General features: G+C 70.3%; 18 protein-coding genes. 11 read left to right on the top strand and 7 right to left on the bottom strand.

Annotated elements, in window-relative coordinates; genetic code table 11:
- Positions 1–99: 99 nt before the first annotated feature.
- Together KAF39_RS02485 and KAF39_RS02480 are read right to left on the bottom strand one after the other, a co-directional pair.
- Positions 100–1,365, bottom strand: coding sequence for an ABC transporter substrate-binding protein (locus KAF39_RS02485; protein WP_210675807.1), 1,266 nt, complete (start codon positions 1,363–1,365; stop codon positions 100–102).
- A 141-nt stretch (positions 1,366–1,506) separates the two neighbouring features.
- Positions 1,507–2,043 (bottom strand): CGNR zinc finger domain-containing protein, encoded by a 537-nt coding sequence (locus tag KAF39_RS02480; protein WP_210675806.1) that lies wholly within the window; start codon positions 2,041–2,043, stop codon positions 1,507–1,509.
- A gap of 38 nt (positions 2,044–2,081) precedes the next feature.
- Between KAF39_RS02480 and KAF39_RS02475 the strand changes: the two genes are divergently transcribed.
- From KAF39_RS02475 to KAF39_RS02455, 5 genes are all read left to right on the top strand, one after another.
- Positions 2,082–3,026, top strand: a complete 945-nt coding sequence (locus tag KAF39_RS02475; RefSeq protein ID WP_246878207.1) for a DMT family transporter — start codon at positions 2,082–2,084, stop codon at positions 3,024–3,026.
- A 196-nt stretch (positions 3,027–3,222) separates the two neighbouring features.
- Positions 3,223–3,888 carry a GntR family transcriptional regulator gene (locus KAF39_RS02470; protein ID WP_210675805.1) on the top strand — a complete coding sequence of 222 codons (666 nt, stop codon included), beginning with the start codon at positions 3,223–3,225 and terminating at the stop codon, positions 3,886–3,888.
- The gene (locus tag KAF39_RS02465; RefSeq protein ID WP_210675804.1) at positions 3,885–5,411 is read left to right on the top strand and encodes an MmgE/PrpD family protein; all 1,527 of its coding nucleotides are present in this window, start codon (positions 3,885–3,887) and stop codon (positions 5,409–5,411) included. Before KAF39_RS02470 ends, KAF39_RS02465 begins: the two co-directional genes overlap by 4 nt.
- A gap of 123 nt (positions 5,412–5,534) precedes the next feature.
- Positions 5,535–6,443 carry a methylisocitrate lyase gene (gene prpB / locus KAF39_RS02460; protein ID WP_210675803.1) on the top strand — a complete coding sequence of 303 codons (909 nt, stop codon included), beginning with the start codon at positions 5,535–5,537 and terminating at the stop codon, positions 6,441–6,443.
- Positions 6,444–6,520: 77 nt separating this feature from the next.
- On the top strand, positions 6,521–7,654 hold the full coding sequence (locus tag KAF39_RS02455) for a bifunctional 2-methylcitrate synthase/citrate synthase (protein ID WP_210675802.1): 1,134 nt from the start codon (positions 6,521–6,523) through the stop codon (positions 7,652–7,654).
- 6 nt (positions 7,655–7,660) lie between these two features.
- Here the strand turns inward: KAF39_RS02455 and KAF39_RS02450 are convergent, their stop codons facing one another.
- On the bottom strand, positions 7,661–8,167 hold the full coding sequence (locus tag KAF39_RS02450) for a ClbS/DfsB family four-helix bundle protein (protein WP_210675801.1): 507 nt from the start codon (positions 8,165–8,167) through the stop codon (positions 7,661–7,663).
- A gap of 174 nt (positions 8,168–8,341) precedes the next feature.
- On the opposite strand from KAF39_RS02450, the gene KAF39_RS02445 reads away from it, so the two are divergent.
- Positions 8,342–9,829 (top strand): MFS transporter, encoded by a 1,488-nt coding sequence (locus tag KAF39_RS02445; RefSeq protein WP_210675800.1) that lies wholly within the window; start codon positions 8,342–8,344, stop codon positions 9,827–9,829.
- Between the two features lie 16 nt (positions 9,830–9,845).
- Here KAF39_RS02445 and KAF39_RS02440 read toward each other — a convergent pair whose 3' ends face one another.
- Positions 9,846–10,436 carry an antibiotic biosynthesis monooxygenase gene (locus KAF39_RS02440; protein WP_210675799.1) on the bottom strand — a complete coding sequence of 197 codons (591 nt, stop codon included), beginning with the start codon at positions 10,434–10,436 and terminating at the stop codon, positions 9,846–9,848.
- 427 nt (positions 10,437–10,863) lie between these two features.
- On the opposite strand from KAF39_RS02440, the gene KAF39_RS02435 reads away from it, so the two are divergent.
- The 4 genes from KAF39_RS02435 to KAF39_RS02420 all read left to right on the top strand — a co-directional run bounded on the left by KAF39_RS02435 (position 10,864) and on the right by KAF39_RS02420 (position 15,312).
- A complete protein-coding gene (locus KAF39_RS02435; RefSeq protein WP_210675798.1) occupies positions 10,864–12,363 on the top strand; it encodes a CoA-acylating methylmalonate-semialdehyde dehydrogenase in 1,500 nt (499 codons plus the stop codon).
- Positions 12,364–12,372: 9 nt separating this feature from the next.
- Entirely contained in the window at positions 12,373–13,554 is a 1,182-nt protein-coding gene (locus tag KAF39_RS02430) for an acyl-CoA dehydrogenase family protein (RefSeq protein ID WP_210675797.1), read from the top strand.
- Positions 13,551–14,429 (top strand): 3-hydroxyisobutyrate dehydrogenase, encoded by an 879-nt coding sequence (gene mmsB, locus KAF39_RS02425; protein WP_210675796.1) that lies wholly within the window; start codon positions 13,551–13,553, stop codon positions 14,427–14,429. Before KAF39_RS02430 ends, mmsB begins: the two co-directional genes overlap by 4 nt.
- A gap of 106 nt (positions 14,430–14,535) precedes the next feature.
- Positions 14,536–15,312, top strand: a complete 777-nt coding sequence (locus KAF39_RS02420; protein WP_210675795.1) for an enoyl-CoA hydratase-related protein — start codon at positions 14,536–14,538, stop codon at positions 15,310–15,312.
- 92 nt (positions 15,313–15,404) lie between these two features.
- Here the strand turns inward: KAF39_RS02420 and KAF39_RS02415 are convergent, their stop codons facing one another.
- From KAF39_RS02415 to KAF39_RS02405, 3 genes are read right to left on the bottom strand one after another with little or no spacing between them, the layout of a single operon-like run.
- Positions 15,405–15,848 (bottom strand): YdeI/OmpD-associated family protein, encoded by a 444-nt coding sequence (locus KAF39_RS02415; protein WP_210675794.1) that lies wholly within the window; start codon positions 15,846–15,848, stop codon positions 15,405–15,407.
- Positions 15,845–16,315, bottom strand: coding sequence for an SRPBCC family protein (locus KAF39_RS02410; RefSeq protein ID WP_210675793.1), 471 nt, complete (start codon positions 16,313–16,315; stop codon positions 15,845–15,847). The genes KAF39_RS02415 and KAF39_RS02410 overlap by 4 nt, the downstream gene beginning before the upstream one ends.
- A complete protein-coding gene (locus tag KAF39_RS02405; RefSeq protein ID WP_210675792.1) occupies positions 16,315–16,851 on the bottom strand; it encodes a MarR family winged helix-turn-helix transcriptional regulator in 537 nt (178 codons plus the stop codon). The genes KAF39_RS02410 and KAF39_RS02405 overlap by 1 nt, the downstream gene beginning before the upstream one ends.
- A 175-nt stretch (positions 16,852–17,026) precedes the next feature.
- Here KAF39_RS02405 and KAF39_RS02400 point away from each other — a divergent pair, with 175 nt between their 5' ends.
- A complete protein-coding gene (locus KAF39_RS02400) occupies positions 17,027–17,803 on the top strand; it encodes an electron transfer flavoprotein subunit beta/FixA family protein (RefSeq protein ID WP_210675791.1) in 777 nt (258 codons plus the stop codon).
- Position 17,804: the final 1 nt, after the last annotated feature.

Here is a 17,804-nt window from a genome sequence, read left to right as displayed (position 1 = left end):
TGGCGGGCGGCACTCTCGTTCTCGGTGGCGCGTTCGGGGGAGGGCGCGGGGCCGCGCCGGGGAGGCGCCGGAGACGAGGGGTCTCCGGCGCCTCGAGGGTCAGCCGGCGTTGGCGGCGAACCAGTCGTCCATGGCCTTCAGCACCTGGTCGGCGGGCGCGCCGCCGAGGAGGGCCTGGGTCTGGGTGTTGATCTCGCCCGCGTAGCCGTCGGGGAGCGTGCGCTCGCCGTAGCCGCCGCCGGTCGGCGTGTAGGCCTCCGCGGGGGTGTCGGCGACGATCTGCAGCAGCTCCTCGCCGAGCGGGGTCATGTCGTACTCGTACCCGTCGCGGAAGTTGCCGTCGACCGCGAGCTGCTCGCTCACCGCGGTCTGGTCGGTGGTGAGGAACTCGATGAGCTTCGCCGCGGCGTCCTGGTTCTTGCTCGCCTTGAGGATCGAGTACGGGCTGGCGATGTTGGCGCCCATCGCGGGCTGCTCGTCGGCGCTCAGCGCGGGGGCGCGGAAGACGCCGATGTCGGCCGAGTCCGCGGCCTGCGCCTGGGTGCCGGCGAACCAGCTGCCCATCGAATACACGGCCGTCTTGCCGGAGAGGAAGGCCTGCTCGGCATCCGGGTACTTGATGCCGAGGGCGTCGCCGGGGATGTACCCCTCGGACACCCAGTCCGCGTAGGTCTCGACCGCGTCGCCGTAGGTCTCGCTGAAGGTGACGTCACCCGACGACATGTTCTGGAACCAGTCCGGGTCGTCGGCGATGATCGTCGGCAGTCCGAGCGCCTGCAGGGTGTGGCTGGTCATCCAGTCGCCGCCGGTCTGGACGGGGGTCCAGCCCGCGTCCGCGAGCTTGCCGAGGGCCTCGGTGAGCTCGTCGACCGTGGTCGGCACCTCGGTGATGCCCGCCTCCTCGAACGCGGTCTTGTTGTAGAAGAAGAGGCTCTGCAGCTGCACGCCGATGCCGGCCATGTAGTTCTTGCCGTCGATCGAGTACTGGTCGGCGAGCGGGCCGGACGACGCCCATTCGTACTCGGAGAGGTCGACGAGCTCGGGGGCGAGCTTGGTCGTCGGGGCGATGGACTGCACGACGTCGGGGGCGTCGCCGGCGGCCAGCAGACGCGGCACGGCGGCTTCGACGCCCTCCGCGCCCGGGTTCTGGATGACGACGTCGATGTTCGGGTTGGCGTCCTCGAACGGGGCGACGAGGTCGTTCCAGAACTCCTCGGTCAGGTTGGGGGTGACGTTCACGAGCATGCGGACGGTGACATCGCCGTCCGCGTCACCGCCGTCGCCGGCGCTGGTCGAGCAGCCGGCGATGGCGAGGGCGGATACCGCCGCGATCCCGGCGAGGGGGAGGACTCGGGCCTTGATCATCGTTGATCCTTTCCTGATGCATGAGGGAGGGCCGCTCGCGACACTACACTAATCGATAATCGTTTGTGAAGAGCGGGCAGCATCAGGTCCCACTCGCACGCGGGGCGTCCGTGCGTCGAGCGAGCGGGGCGGCGCGGCGGGTCAGCCCGCGGCGCGACGGGCCCGGTAGGCGGCCACGGCGTTGCGGTTGGCGCAGCTCGTCGAGCAGTAGCGCTTGGAGCGGTTGCGGGAGAGGTCGAGCGCGATCGCCTGGCAGGTCTCGTCCGCGCAGACGGTGAGGCGAGAGCCCTCGTCCGTGCGGATGACGTCGATCAGGGCCATCGCCGTCTCCACGAGCACGCGTTCGGCGAGCGGGCGCTCATCGGCGAGGCCGTGCAGGTGCCAGTCCAGCTCGTCGTGACGCACGAGCCGCGGGGTCAGACGCACTTCCGCGAGGGCGGCGTTCACGTGCGCGGCCATCTCGTCGCGCGGAGCCAGCAGCATGGCACGGAGCCGCGGGCGCAGAGCGCGGAGGTCGTCGAGCTCCACCGCGTCCCGGTCGACCCGTCCCGTGTATGGGAACACCTGGAGGAAGGTCTTCTCGTCGTCGATGTCGACGAGGGTGTCCGGCTCTTCCGCCGAGTTCGCGAGCCAGACGGCGGCGCGCAGCGCATCCTCGGTGTCATCGGTGAAGACCATGTTGACAGCTTACTCCCGTCCGCGTAGCGTCATCTCCCATGAGCGCTGTGGCTGATGACGCCGTCCGGACCCGGACCGGCGTGCGGCTCGGGTTCCCGCTCGCCCTCGCCGCCGCCTTCGCCTTCGGCTCCTCCGGAGCGTGGGCGCGCGGACTCATCGACGCGGGATGGACGCCGGGCGCCGCCGTCACAGTGCGGGTGTGGGTCGCGGCGCTCGTGCTGCTCGTCCCCACTCTTCTCGCGCTCCGGGGGCGGTGGCGCGCCCTCCGGCAGAACGCGGGGATGGTCGCCGCCTACGGCCTCCTCGCCGTCGCGGCCACCCAGCTCTGCTATTTCCAGGCCGTGGCGGTGATGGACGTCGGGATCGCGCTCCTCATCGAGTACACCGCCCCGGTCGCGGTGCTCCTCTGGCTCTGGCTGCGCCGGGGCGAGCGTCCCACGCGGCGCAGCGTCCTCGGTGCCGGCATCGCCTTCGTCGGGCTCGTCCTCATGCTCGACATCCTCACCGGCGCGCAGGTGAATGTCGTCGGTGTCCTCTGGGCGCTCGGAGCGATGGTGGGGGCGGCGAGCTACTTCGTGCTGTCCGCCCGGGCCGACACCGGGATCCCGCCGATCGCCCTCGCGGGCAGTGGGCTGCTGCTCGGTGCCGTAGGTCTGAGCCTCGCCGCGCTCATCGGCGTGCTGCCGTTCGCGTGGACGACGGCCGACGTCGACTATCGGTTCGGCGCGGTGCCCTGGTTCGTGCCGGTGCTCGCGATCGGCGTGATCGCGACGGCCCTCGCGTATGTGCTCGGCATCGTCTCGACACGGATGCTCGGCTCGCGCCTGGCCTCGTTCGTCGCCCTCGCCGAGGTCGTGGCGGCCCTGCTCTTCGGCTGGCTCCTGCTCGGTCAGCTCCCCGGTCCGCTGCAGGCCGTCGGTGGCGTGCTCGTGCTCATCGGCGTAGTCGTGGTGAAGCTCGGCGAGCCCCGCCCCGCAGCCTGAGCCCCCTCCCGCGCACACGACTTCGGAGCTCGGAGCCGACACGCCGGCCCCAGGCGGCGCCGTGCGGCGTGTCCCCGGCGCTCTCCGAAGTCGTGCCCGGGTGGGGAAGTGGGTCGGGTCGGAACTATGTATACGAATTGACCGCCCGCGCCCGAGAAGTCGACCGAAGGGGCCCTTTTATGTATACACTGGCGGAATGGTTCTCCCTGTCGAGCGCACGTCCATGGGCGATCGTGCCTACGCGGCACTGCTCGACGGCATCCAGTCCGGGGAGCTGCCGGCCGGCTTCGTGCTCGGCGAGGTGGAGCAGGCCGAGCGCCTCGGCGTGAGCCGCACCCCGCTGCGGGAAGCCCTGCGTCGCCTGGCCGCCGACGGCCTCGTCGTGCAGCAGTCGCCGCGCGTCACGGTCGTCGCCGACCTCGATGCCGACGACATCCGGTCCCTGTTCGAGATCCGCCGCGCGCTGGAGGAGACGTCCGCCCGGCTCGCCGCGGTCCGCGGGGACGCCGGCGTGTTCGCCGCGCTCGCCGCGGAGTTCGCCCACGTGGACCTCACCAGGGCGGAGGGCCGCGATGCCTACTACGCCCTGATCGCGCGATTCGATGCGGCTCTCGACGCCGCCGTCGCCAACGACTACATCGCCGCGGCGCTGCGCACCGTCCGCACCCACCTCGTCCGGGTGCGACGGATGGCGCGCGACAATCCCGCCCGGCTCGCCGCCTCCGCCGCCGAGCACCGCACCATCGCCGAGGCGCTCGCGGCCCGTGACGGCGACCTCGCCGCCCATGCCACGCACGTGCACCTGCACAACGCGCTCACCGGCATCCTCGACTCCCTCCCCGACAGTGAAGGACACTCATGACCGTCACCCACCACGTCCGCGTGCACGCCAGCTCCGAGAACCTCGTCCGCGAAGACCAGCTCGCGTGGAAGATCGCCGAGGTCGCGGCCGACCAGGTCGAGGTCGAGCAGCCCGTCGTCGACATGATCATCAACCGCATCATCGACAACGCCGCCGTCGCCGCGGCCTCCCTCACCCGCGCGCCGATCGTCGCGGCCCGCGCGCAGGCGTTCAGCCACCCCGTCTCCACCGGTGGCGCCGGCGCCAACCTGTTCGGCACCCCGCTCGACCGCCGCACCAGCCCGGAGTGGGCGGCCTGGGCCAACGGTGTGGCGGTGCGCGAGCTCGACTACCACGACACGTTCCTCGCCGCGGAGTACTCGCACCCGGGCGACAACATCCCGCCGATCCTCGCGGTCGCGCAGCACACCGGCAAGGACGGCCGCGCGCTCGTGCGCGGCATCGCCACCGGTTACGAGATCCAGATGGACCTCGTGCGCGCGATCTGCCTGCACAAGCACAAGATCGATCACGTCGCGCACCTCGGCCCGTCCGCCGCCGCCGGCATCGGCACGCTGCTCGGCCTCGACGTGGAGACGATCTACCAGGCGGTCGGCCAGGCGCTGCACACCACGACCGCCACGCGCCAGAGCCGCAAGGGCGAGATCTCCACCTGGAAGGCGCACGCCCCGGCTTTCGCCGGGAAGATGGCCGTCGAGGCGGTCGACCGGGCGATGCGCGGACAGACGAGCCCTGCGCCGATCTACGAAGGCGAGGACGGCGTGATCGCCTGGATGCTCGACGGCAAGGACGCGGCCTACGAGGTGCCGCTGCCCGCCGCCGGTGAGCCCAAGCGCGCGATCCTCGACTCGTACACGAAGGAGCACTCCGCGGAGTACCAGGCGCAGGCGTGGATCGATCTCGCGCGCAAGCTCGGCACCGCGAACCCGGCCCTCCGCGACCCCGCGAACATCGCGTCGATCGTGCTGCACACCAGCCACCACACGCACTACGTGATCGGCTCGGGCGCGAACGACCCGCAGAAGTACGACCCGACGGCCTCCCGCGAGACCCTCGACCACTCCATCCCGTACATCTTCGCGGTGGCGCTGCAGGACGGCGGCTGGCACCACGTCGACTCGTACACCCCGGAGCGCGCAGGACGCCCCGACACCGTCGCGCTGTGGCACAAGATCACCACGGCCGAGGACGCGGAGTGGACGCGCCGCTACCACTCGGAGGACCCGGACGAGAAGGCCTTCGGTGGCCGCGTCGAGATCCGCCTCACCGACGGGTCGACCGTGGTCGACGAGATCGCCGTCGCCGACGCCCACCCGCTCGGCGCGCGCCCGTTCGCGCGGGAGGACTACATCGCCAAGTTCCGTCTGCTCGCGGAGCCCGTGCTCGAGCCCGCCGAGATCGAGCGGTTCCTGGAGCTCGTGCAGCGCCTGCCCGAGCTCACGGCCGCCGAGGTCGCCGAGCTGTCGATCGTCGCGAAGCCGGGTCTGCTCGACGACGCCGACGCCCCGGCGGGTCTGTTCTGATGCCCTTCGACAGGCTCAGGTACCCATCCAGCTGGGTTGCTGAGCCTGTCGACGCACCGCTGGGTTGCTGAGCTTGTCGAAGCATGCTGAGCCTGTCGACGCACGATCACGAAGGAGCAACTGATGCTGTACTCCACCACGACGCCGGCCGAGAAGCGGCGCCTGTTCCGGGAACGGCTGGCCTCCGGGGAGCTGCTGCGGTTCCCCGGGGCGTTCAACCCGCTGAGTGCCCGGCTCATCGAGGAGAAGGGGTTCGAGGGCGTCTACATCTCGGGCGCCGTGCTCTCGGCCGACCTCGGCCTGCCCGACATCGGCCTCACCACGCTGACCGAGGTCGCCGGGCGCGCCCAGCAGATCGCCCGCATGACCGAACTGCCCGCGATCGTCGATGCCGATACGGGCTTCGGTGAGCCGATGAACGTCGCCCGCACGATCCAGGAGCTCGAAGATGCGGGCCTCGCCGGCACGCACATCGAGGACCAGGTCAACCCGAAACGCTGCGGCCATCTCGACGGCAAGGCCGTGGTGGACGAGGACACCGCGATCAAGCGGATCCGCGCGGCCGCCGATGCCCGCCGTGACGAGAACTTCCTGATCATGGCGCGCACCGACATCCGTGCGATCGAGGGTCTGGACGCGGCGATCGACCGGGCGAAAGCCCTCGTCGACGCGGGGGCCGACGCGATCTTCCCCGAGGCGATGCGCACGCTCGGCGAATTCGAGGCGATGGCCGAGGCGCTGGACGTGCCGATCCTGGCGAACATGACGGAGTTCGGCAAGAGCGAGCTGTTCTCCGTCGACAGCCTCCGCGACGCCGGGGTGCGCATGGTCATCTGGCCGGTGTCGCTGCTGCGGATCGCGATGGGGGCGGCGGGCCGCGCGCTCGATACGCTGATCGACGAGGGGCACCTGACCTCGAAGCTCGGCGAGATGCAGCACCGCGCCGACCTCTACGAGCTGATCGACTACGAGTCGTACAACCGTTTCGACTCCGGCGTCTTCAACTTCACACTCGACAACACCGGTCGCTGAGCGCAGCGAAGCGGACACACGACGCGGTTGCTGAGCGAGGAGCGCAGCGACGAGTCGAAGTACACGAAGGAGTGACCATGACCGAGCCGGACATCAAGAAGGGCCTCGCGGGGGTCGTCGTCGACACGACCGCGATCTCGAAGGTCAACCCCGAGACGAACAGCCTGCTCTACCGCGGCTATCCTGTGCAGGAGCTCGCCGACACGCAGTCGTTCGAGGCCGTGGCGTACCTGCTGTGGAACGGGGAGCTGCCGACGGGCGATGAGCTCGCCGCGTTCCGGCTGGAGGAGCGGAAGCACCGCGCCCTGGCCGACAACGTCAAGGCCGCCATCGACCTCGTGCCCCTCGAGGCGCATCCGATGGACGAGGTGCGCACGGCCGTGAGCCTCATCGGCGCGTCCGACCCGGGTGCGGGCGGCTCCGTGCTCGACGCCGGCGGGAGCCCGGAGGAGAACCTGGCGCGCAGCATCCGACTCTTCGCCGCGCTGCCGGCCATCGTCGCGTACGGTCAGCGTCGTCGCCGCGGACAGGAGCTCATCGCCCCGCGCGACGACCTCGACTACTCCGCGAACTTCCTCTGGATGACGTTCGGCGAGGAGGCCGACCCGGTCGTGGTGGACGCGTTCAACCGCTCGATGATCCTGTACGCCGAGCACTCTTTCAACGCCTCGACGTTCACCGCGCGGGTCATCACCTCGACCCTCAGCGACATCTACTCCGCGGTCGTCGGCGCCATCGGTGCGCTCAAGGGCCCGCTGCACGGCGGGGCGAACGAGGCCGTGCTGCACATCTTCGACGAGATCGGGTCGGCGGACGCCGTCGAGGCCTGGCTCGACAAGGCGCTCGCGGAGAAGCGCAAGATCATGGGCTTCGGGCACCGCGTCTACAAGAACGGCGACTCCCGCGTGCCGACCATGAAGGCCGCGCTGGACACCCTCGTCGCGCACTACGGCCGGGAGGACGTCGCCGAGCTGTACGACGCGCTGGAGTCGCAGTTCGTCGAGCGCAAGGGGATCCACCCGAACCTCGACTACCCGTCCGGTCCCGCGTACAGCCTCATCGGCTTCGACACCCTCACCTTCACGCCGCTGTTCGTCGCGGCGCGGGTGACGGGGTGGACGGCCCACGTCATCGAGCAGGCGGGCGCGAACGCCCTGATCCGCCCGCTGTCGCACTACGACGGCCCCGACGAGCGGCGCGTGGCCGGCTGACGGCGTTCAGAGCGTACGGAGCCAGCGGCGCAGCCGGCCCCGTGCGTTCGCGTACGGCGACGAGGTGTTGAGCGAGATCATGCGTCCGAGCGTCCACCGCCGGTACCAGGGGGCGCCGTAGAGCTCTTCCTCCGAGCGGTCGCGGACGAGCTCCACGATCCGGCGTTCGGCGTCGTCGAGGCGGGCGCGGAGGTCGTCCCAGGACTCGTGCTCGTGCTCGCGGTAGAAGCGGAGCGCGAGTGCCCCGAGGTCGTTCCACGCCGCACCGGGCGCCGGGAACTCGTCGGGGAGGCCGGCGGCGCGGCGCTCGTTCCAGATGAGGACCTGCTCGTTCCAGCCGATGAGGTAGGCCACGAGATCGGCGGGGCTGATCGAGGTGCCGGCCGCGTGCCCCGGGAGCACCTTCTCCCGGACGCGGGCCGCAGGTACCCGGTCGAGGTCGTCGGACAGTCGGGCATAGGACGTCTCGATGGCGGCAAGGAGCTGATCCTTCGTCGCAGGGATGCCGGACATCCCCCCACCTCCGTTCGAATCGCCTGATTGGCTCCATTCTCGCCCGGGAGGGAGCCATTCGCGCGATTCGATGCAGTAGCGTGCCGACGCTCCGGGGTCAAGCGGATGCGGCGGATTTCGGGGAGGAGTAAACCGGATCCGGGACGGACGACCGTCCCGCGAGAAGGAGGCCCCATGTCCGCGTCCGACGTCACCGTCAAGGAGGTCCGGTCGCTCGTCCCCGCGCGCATGGACCGGCTCCCCTGGTCGCGTTTCCACTGGATGATCGTCGTCGGACTCGGGTTCTCCTGGATCCTCGACGGCCTCGAGGTGCAGATCGTCGCGGCCAACGGGTACGCGCAGACGCTGGGGATGGGCCCGGCCGAGGTCGGCCTCGCCGGCACCTGCTACCTGCTCGGCCAGGTGTTCGGCGCGCTCGTGTTCGGCCGCCTCGCCGACCGCCTCGGCCGCAAGAACCTCTTCCTGCTCTCCCTCGGCGTGTACCTCGTCGGCTCGGCCGTCGCCGGCCTCGCGTTCGCCCCCTGGTTCTTCTACATCTGGCGCTTCGTCGCCGGGGCGGGCATCGGCGGCGAGTACGCGGCCATCAACTCGGCCATCGACGAGATCATCCCCGCGAAGTACCGCGGCCGCGTCGACATCGCCATCAACGGCACGTACTGGGGCGGTGCGGCCCTCGGCGCCGTGGCCAACATGTTCTTCCTCAACACCGACATCCTGCCCGCCGACATCGGCTGGCGGCTGAGCTTCTTCGTCGGCCCGATCCTCGGCCTGCTCATCATCTGGCTGCGGCGGCACATCCCGGAGAGCCCGCGCTGGCAGATGACGCACGGTCGCGAGGAGGAGGCGGAGCGCAACGTCGACCAGATCGAGGAGCGCATCCGCACGGAGGGCAAGACGATCGAGCCCGTCGACGAGAGCAAAGCCATCACGGTCAAGGAGTACGGCAGCGTCCCCTTCCTCGTGATCGCGAAGGTGCTGTTCAAGAAGTACCCGCGGCGCACCCTGGTCGGCATCACGATGATGGTGACGCAGTCGTTCCTCTACAACGCGATCTTCTTCACGTATGCGCTCGTTCTGGAGAACTTCTACGACACCCCGCCGGCGTCCGCGTCGCAGTACTTCATCGTCTTCGCGGTCGGCAACCTCGCCGGTGCCCTCATCCTCGGCCATTTCTTCGACACGTGGGGGCGGCGCCGGATGCTGTTCGGCACCTATGTGCTCGCGGGGCTGATCCTGCTCGTCAGCGCCTTCCTCTTCAACGCGGGCGTGCTGAACGCGGGCACCCACACGGCGTTCTGGTGCGCGTCGTTCTTCTTCGCCTCGGCCGGAGCGTCCGCCGCCTACCTCACGGTGAGCGAGATCTTCCCGCTCGAGCTGCGCAGCCAGGTGATCTCGTACGTCTTCTCGATCGGGCAGCTCGTCGGCGCCGTCGCCCCGGTGCTCTACGGTGCGCTGATCGGTGCGAGCGCGGAGTCCGGCGACCGCGGTCCGCTGTTCTGGGGCTACGTGCTCGGTGCGGCGATCATGATGTTCGGCGGTGTCGTGTGCGGTGTCTTCGGCGTCAGCGCCGCCGGCAAGTCGCTGGAGGACATCGCTGATCCGCTGTCGCTCGTGGAACCGGCGAAGAAGGGTGTCACCCCGGGTACGGAGTCCGGCGCGTGACGACGGCGGTGCGCTGCTAGCGGGCGAGCCAGTTCCGCAGGGAGCGCGTGACGAACGGCAGCACCCAATAGGTCATGATCGGGGTGAGCACGAGGGTCGTGGTGAGGATCCGCAGCCACAGCGGCAGCGCGTCCCACCCGGGGATCGGGCTCATGGCGTAGGTGAAGGCGAGGTTCACGGGGAAGAAGCCGAGCCAGATCGACACGGCCTGCTTCCACCGCGGAGGCGCGGGGGCGACGGTCACGGTGCTGGTGGAGCCGTCCGCGTCGACCACGGGGAGGGAGCCGGTGGAGGGCTCGTCGAACCAGCCCTCGATGCCGGACCGGCGCTTGGAGCGCTCGCTGCGCACGAAGCCCTGGCCCATCGACAGCCACCAGGTCCGTTCGCCGGACTGCTCCCATGCGGTGAGCGATTCCTCGCTCGCGAAGCGGTAGAGCATGTGCCACACCTGGGAGTCCTCGCCGGCGCGCACCCAGCCCGAGCCGAGGAAACCGGGGTACTTCGTCGCGAGGTTCACCCCGGTCTGCACCCACGCGGTGGCCTCGGCGATGCGCTCCGGGTCGACTTCGCGGCGGATGGAGACGGTGACGGGCTCGGCAACGGACATGGTGCGGTCCTCGGGGTGGGTGGGGCGTCGGGGTGCGGACGCGGGGGGATGCGCCAGGGTGGCGGCGCCAGTCGATTCTAGTTCTCCTTCGAGTCGGGCGACTGGCGCCGAATCCGGGCTGGATGCCGCCATTCGCGCGATTCGAAAACGAAGAGAAGACCCCCGCCGACCCGATTCGGCGGGGGTCTCGGGAGCCAGAGTGCTCACCATGCGCACGGGAGACGCGACTACCCGATCCGGTCTGAGTCTGTGCCGTGCATCTGCAGTTGTAACCGGCCCGGATGTCCGGCCGGTGAACGGCGGGCGAACGGGCGGAAGCGCGGTTCGCGCGGGCGACGACGACAAATACAAGGACGTCCTCGTATTTTCATGGTCGTCGGAGTAAACTCGCCGATGTGCCAAAGACGGCACGGAGGGATGTCGCACAATGACCCGTACTATCCCGCACTTCGTGGGCGGAACGCATGTCACCCCCGAAGACGGCCGCTTCGCCGACGTCTTCGACCCGAGCACCGGGGCGGTGCAGGCCCGCGTGCCGCTCGCATCCGCGGAGGAGGTGAGCCGTGTCATCGCGAATGCCGAGGAGGCGCAGGCCGGCTGGGCCGCGACCAACCCGCAGAAGCGCGCCCGTGTGCTCCTGCGGTTCCTCGACCTCGTGCAGCAGGAGATGACCTCGCTCGCCGAGCTCCTCGCGAGCGAGCACGGCAAGACCGTGGACGACGCCAAGGGCGACATCCAGCGCGGTCTCGAGGTGATCGAGTTCTCCGCCGGCGCACCCCACCTGCTCAAGGGGGAGTACTCCACCGGGGCCGGGGCGGGCATCGACGTGTACTCGATGCGGCAGCCGCTCGGGGTCGTCGCGGCGATCACGCCCTTCAACTTCCCCGCCATGATCCCGCTGTGGAAGGCCGGTCCCGCGCTCGCTGCCGGCAACGCCGTGGTGCTCAAGCCCAGTGAGCGCGACCCCTCGGTGCCGGTGCGTCTCGCCGAGCTGTTCCTCGAAGCGGGGCTGCCGGCCGGCGTCCTCAACGTGGTGCACGGCGACAAGGAGGCGGTGGACACACTGCTCACCGACGACCGGATCCGCGCGGTCGGGTTCGTCGGCTCTACGCCCATCGCCGAGTACATCTACGCCACTGCCGCCGCTCACGGCAAGCGGGCCCAGTGCTTCGGCGGAGCGAAGAACCACATGATCGTGATGCCGGACGCCGACCTCGACCAGGCCGTCGACGCCCTCATCGGTGCCGGCTACGGCTCCGCGGGGGAGCGGTGCATGGCGATCTCCGTCGCCGTCCCGGTCGGTGAGGAGACCGCGGACGCCCTCGCCGCCAAGCTCGCCGAACGCGTCGCTCAGCTGCGGGTCGGCCCTTCCCTCGCGGCGGACGTCGACTACGGGCCCCTGGTCACGCGGGCAGCCGTCGAACGCGTCGAGGGCTACATCCAGCAGGGGATCGACGAGGGCGCGACGCTGCTCGCCGACGGCCGCGGCTTCACGGTCCCCGGGCATGAGGAGGGCTTCTACCTCGGACCGACCCTGTTCGACCACGTGACGACGGACATGGCGATCTACCGCGAGGAGATCTTCGGCCCCGTGCTCGTGATCGCCCGCGCCGCCGACTACGAGGAGGCGCTGCGCATGGCCTCCGAGCACGAGTACGGCAACGGCGTCGCCATCTTCACGCGCGACGGCGACGCGGCCCGCGACTTCGCCGCCCGCGTGGAGGTCGGGATGGTGGGCGTGAACGTGCCCATCCCCGTCCCGATCGCGTACTACACGTTCGGCGGCTGGAAACGCAGCGGCTTCGGCGACCTCAACCAGCACGGCGCCGACGCCTTCCGCTTCTACACGAAGACCAAGACCGTGACGAGCCGCTGGCCGTCGGGCGTGCGCGAAGGCGCGAGCTTCGTCATCCCGACCATGCACTGAGGAAAAGCGATGACCATGACCACCATCACCACCACCGAGGAAGAGCGCGAAGCGATCCTCGACGCCGTGCGCGAGTTCGCCGACGCGGAGCTCGCCCCGTTCGCCGCCGAGCGCGACGAGAAGCACCTGTTCCCGCGGGAGTCACTCCGGCGCGGCGGGGAGCTGGGCCTCGGCGGGATCTACGTGAGCGACGAGTTCGGCGGCACGGGCCTCACCCGCGTCGACACCGTCGCCATCTTCGAGGAGCTCGCCAAGGCCGACCCCGCCGTGGCCGCCTACATCTCCATCCACAACATGGTGGTGTGGATGATCGACACCTATGGGGACGACGAGCAGCGGTCGCGCTGGCTGCCGTCGCTCACCGCCATGCAGGAGTTCGGCGGCTACTGCCTCACCGAGCCCGGGGCCGGATCCGACGCGGCGAACATCGCGACCAGCGCCGTCCGTGAAGGCGACGAGTATGTACTGACCGGGGTGAAGCAGTTCATCTCCGGAGCCGGTGAGGCCGCGGTGTACGTCGTCATGGCGCGGACCGGCGAGCCGGGAGCCAAGGGGATCAGTGCCTTCCTCGTGCCCGGCGACGCGGAGAACCTCAGCTTCGGCGCCCCGGAGAAGAAGATGGGGTGGCACGCGCAGCCCACCCGGCCCGTGATCATGGACGGCGTGCGCGTCCCGGCGTCCGCGATGCTCGGCGACGAGGGGCGCGGTTTCGCGATCGCGATGTCGGCGCTCAACGGCGGCCGCCTCAACATCGCGGCGTGCTCGCTCGGCGGAGCGCAGGCCGCGCTCGACAAGGCCGTGCAGTACGTGCACGAGCGCGTCGCGTTCGGCGAGCCCCTGGCGGAGAAGCAGTCGATCCTCTTCGCGATCGCCGACATGCGCACAGATCTGCAGGCCGCGCGGCTGATGGTGCGCGACGGCGCGCAGGCGGTGGACGAGAAGGCGCCGGATGCGACGATGCGCTGCGCGATGGCGAAGCGCTTCGCGACCGACGCCGGCTTCGAGGTCGCCAACCGCGCCCTCCAGCTGCACGGCGGCTACGGCTACCTGCAGGACTACGGGATCGAGAAGATCGTCCGCGACCTCCGGGTGCATCAGATCCTCGAGGGGACGAATGAGATCATGCGTCTGATCGTCGGCCGGGAGATGCTGCGACCCGCGGGGTCGACGTCGATGCGGAGCGCGTCATGACCCGCGTGGCCTTCCTCGGGCTCGGGCACATGGGGCTGCCGATGGCGAGGAACCTCGTCGCCGCCGGACACGAGGTGCACGGCTTCGACCTCGTGCCCGCGGCCATCGAGGCGGCGCGGGCGGCCGGGATCCCCGTGGCGGCGAGCGGCGCGGAGGCGGTGGCGGACGCGGAGGTCGTGGTGACGATGTTCCCGGCGGGGAAGCACGTCATCGAGGCCTATCGCACCGAGCTGCTGGCGGCCGCGCGCCCCGGCACCCTGTTCATCGAGTCGTCGACCATCGCCGTGGACGAGGCGCGGGCCGCCCATGCGCTCGCGCTCGCCGCGGGCCACCGGCACATCGACGCACCGGTCTCCGGCGGCGTTGTCGGGGCGGAGGCCGGGACGCTGGCGTTCATGGTCGGGGGCTCCGACGACGACTTCGCCGCGGCGCTGCCGCTGCTGGAGATCATGGGGAAGCGGATCGTGCACTGCGGCGGACCGGGGCTCGGTCAGGCCGCGAAGGTCTGCAACAACATGATCCTCGCGGTGTCGCAGATCGCCGTGGCCGAGGCGTTCGTCCTGGGCGAGCGGCTCGGGCTCGAGCACCAGGCCCTGTTCGATGTGGTGTCCCAGGCGTCGGGGCAGTGCTGGGCGATCACGACGAACTGCCCGGTGCCCGGTCCGGTGCCCACGAGCCCCGCGAACCGGGACTATCAGCCGGGGTTCGCGGGAGCCCTCATGGCGAAGGATCTCGGCCTGGCGCTGCAGGCGATCGAGCAGACGTCGACGGACGCCCGGATGGGGCGGCTGGCGCAGGAGCTCTACGCGGCCTACGCCGCCGGCGAGGGCGCGGGCCGCGACTTCTCCGGCATCATCACGGACATCCGCGGCTGACCCTCTCGCTTCGAATCGCGCAATCGGTCCCGAATCGGGCCGAAATGCGACCGATCGGGCGATTCGAAGGGGAGGGTGGACCACAGACGAGAGGAAGGCGGAAGCGATGGCCGAGTACGAGACGATCCTGGTGGAGCAGCGGGGCCGGGTGGGATGGATCACCCTCCACCGTCCGGAGGCGCTCAACGCGCTGAACAGTCGGCTCGCCGAGGAGGTCACCGCGGCCGCGCAGGCCTTCGACGCGGATGACGGCGTCGGGGCGATCGTGGTGACCGGGTCCGAGAAGGCCTTCGCCGCGGGCGCCGACATCAAGGAGATGGAGGGCATGTCCGCGGCGGAGATGCTCGAGACCGACCATTTCGGCGTCTGGCACGACTTCGCCGCCGTGCGCACGCCGGTTATCGCCGCGGTGTCCGGGTTCGCGCTCGGCGGTGGCTGCGAGCTGGCGATGATGTGCGACATCATCCTCGCCGCGGACACCGCGAAGTTCGGGCAGCCCGAGATCAACCTCGGTGTGATCCCCGGCATGGGCGGCACGCAGCGACTCATCCGTGCGGTGGGGTACTACAAGGCGGCGGAGCTCGTGCTCTCCGGCCGGTTCATGGGAGCGGAGGAGGCTGAGCGCTCCGGCCTCGTGTCGCGGGTCGTCCCCGCCGCCGAGCTCCTCGCCGAGGCGACGACGCTGGCCGAGACGATCGCGTCGAAGTCGCTGCCGTCGGTGTACGCGGCCAAGGCCGCGCTGGATGCGGCGATGGAGACGACGCTGTCCGACGGCCTCGCCCACGAGAAGCAGGCGTTCGCGGCACTGTTCGACACGGTCGATCAGAAGGAGGGGATGGCGGCGTTCCGCGAAAAGCGCACGCCGGACTTCCAGAACCGCTGACCGCCGTTCACAACTCAGGAGAATCGGTGGCGGAACCGCCGTTCGGCGGTTGCACGTGGCTGTGCGCCGCAGATCTCCTGAGTTGTGAACGATCAGCCGCGCAGGGTCTCCATGATCTTGGCGATGCGGCGCTCGCGGGTCGCCTCCTGCTTGGCGTCGGCGACCGCCCGGGCGTGCTCTTTGCGCGCGGAGGGGGAGAGGGCGTCGAACGCCGCACGCGCGGCGGGGTCGGCGTCGAGGGCGGCGGCCAGCTCGGGCGGCACCTCGACCGTCCGTTCCGCGGTGTCGAGCCGGATCACCGCGTCCACCTCCTGATCGATCTCGACCCCGAGGTCCGCGCGCGCGGCCTTGCTGAGGCCGATCATGTTCTCGCCGCCCATGCGGGCCAGCCGCAGCCGCGCGGTGCGACCGCCGATCGTGACCGCGACCGGGAAGGTCTTTCCCGCGCCGAACGCGGCCACCTGCTCGTCGGTGAGGAGGATCGCCGCCGCGGGACCGCGGCGGGTGAGGACGGTGTGCACGCGCAGTTCGCTCATGCAGGAAGAGTACGCCCGCCGTCCTCGATCGCGGCGACGAGCGCGGTGTTGCGTTCCGCGATCAGCCGCTCCATGTAGCGGCCGAGGATCAGGGCGTCGACGAGGCGCCCGAGGGGGCCGAGCGGCGACCGGAAGACGATCGTGTCGCGCATGAGCGTCCCGCGCTGATGCTCCTCGAACACGTGCTCGTGCCGAAGCTCGCGGAACGGACCGGCGATCTGCCGGTCGGTGAACCGGCGTGGCGGATCGATGTCGAACACCACGGAGCGGAGGCGGAACGGGATGCCGAAGTGCCGCGCGCGCCAGGTGACCGTGGACCCCTCGGTGAACACGCCGCCGGCGGGTTCCTCGATCATCGTCTCGTCGTAGCGCGCCATGGACTGCAGGTGCAGTTCCGGGTCGAGCGCAGCGGCGAAGACGACTGCGGGGGGTGCCGCGATCACCGTCTCGAGCTCGAACCGGGGCATCAGAGCGGTTCGGGCAGCGGCCGCGGATCGATGAAGTCGCCAGCGTCGCGGCGCAGGCGGGCGACGATGGCGACGAGCTCGGCGGCGTCGGCCTCACTCATGCCGGGGTCGGCGAACACGTCGGCGTTGAGGGCGGTGGTGGCTCGCTCCACGAGGTCGCGGCCGGCATCGGTCAGGGCGAGCATCGCGGCGCGTCCGTCGTGCGGGTGCGGTTCGCGGACCACGAGGCCGTCGCGCACGAGGCGCTCGGCGGTGCTGGTGATGGTGGTGGCATGGACCTGGAGGCGCGCGACGACGCTCGACAGCGGCAGCCGTCCGGCGCGGCTGAAGGCCAGCAGGCGCAGCACCTCGTATCGCGCGAAGCTCAGTGCGAAGGGCTTGAGTGCGGCCTCGACGCGGGCGAGCAGCAGCTGCTGGGCGCGCATCACCGAGGTGACGACGGTCATGCCGTCCGCGGCATCGGTCCAGCCGTGCGCGATCCACTGCCGCTTCGCCTCGGCGAGCGGGTCGACGGGAAGCGGGCGGGGTCGGACCACGTCTCTACGGTACCGGCGGAGGGCGGTCGCGGACGCCACCGCCGGGCACCGCGCGGCGTCTGTCGACTATGTATACATTCGCGGCGGAAATCGGGGTCTCGACCGGGGGAACCCTCTGCCTTTGGCTACATAGAAGAGCGTGCGGATAGACTCAGCGTGTCGTGAGGAGCATTCGATGAAGATCTTCGTCCTGGTCAAAGAGGTGCCGGACACCTATGGCGATCGCACGCTGAATCTCGAGACCGGACTCGCCGAACGCGGCGCCGGGGATGTGGTCCTCGACGAGATCACGGAGCGCGCTCTCGAGGTCGCCCTGGCCTACGCCGACAAGAACGACGGCACGGAGGTCGTCGCCCTCACGATGGGGCCGGAGAGCGCGACCGCATCGGTGCGCCGCGCCCTCGCGATCGGTGCCGGCTCCGCTATCCACATCGTCGACGAGCAGCTCAGCGGAGCCGACCTGGGGTTGACCGCAGAGGTGCTCGCCGCGGCGATCCGCCGCGGCGCCCCCGACCTCGTCATCACCGGCAATCTGTCCACGGACGGCTCCGGCGGCGTCATCCCCGCGATGCTCGCGGAGCACCTCGGCTGGGCGCAGGCGACCGCGCTCACCGCCGTCGAGATTGCGGCCGAGGGCGTCTCCGGCAGCCGGGGCTCCGACGCGGGCGGCCAGCAGGTGACCGCCCCGCTGCCCGCGGTGATCTCGATCACCGAGGCTCTTCCCGATGCGCGCTTCCCGAACTTCAAGGGCATCATGGCGGCGAAGAAGAAGCCGCTGGAGGTGCTGTCCCTCGCCGACCTCGACGTGTCGGCCGACCCGGCGCTCGCTCCGCGCACCATCATGACCGCGGTCTCCGAGAAGCCCCCGCGGGCGGCCGGAGTGAAGATCACCGACGAGGGCGATGCCGCCGAGAAGCTCGTCGAGTTCCTCGTGCAGAACAGGCTGGTGTGAC

Source organism: Microbacterium sp. BLY, from assembly GCF_017939615.1.
In the GTDB taxonomy this organism is placed as follows: domain Bacteria; phylum Actinomycetota; class Actinomycetes; order Actinomycetales; family Microbacteriaceae; genus Microbacterium.
The sequence above is the reverse complement of the archived record's forward strand: the minus strand, read 5'-3'. Positions and strand labels throughout refer to the sequence as shown.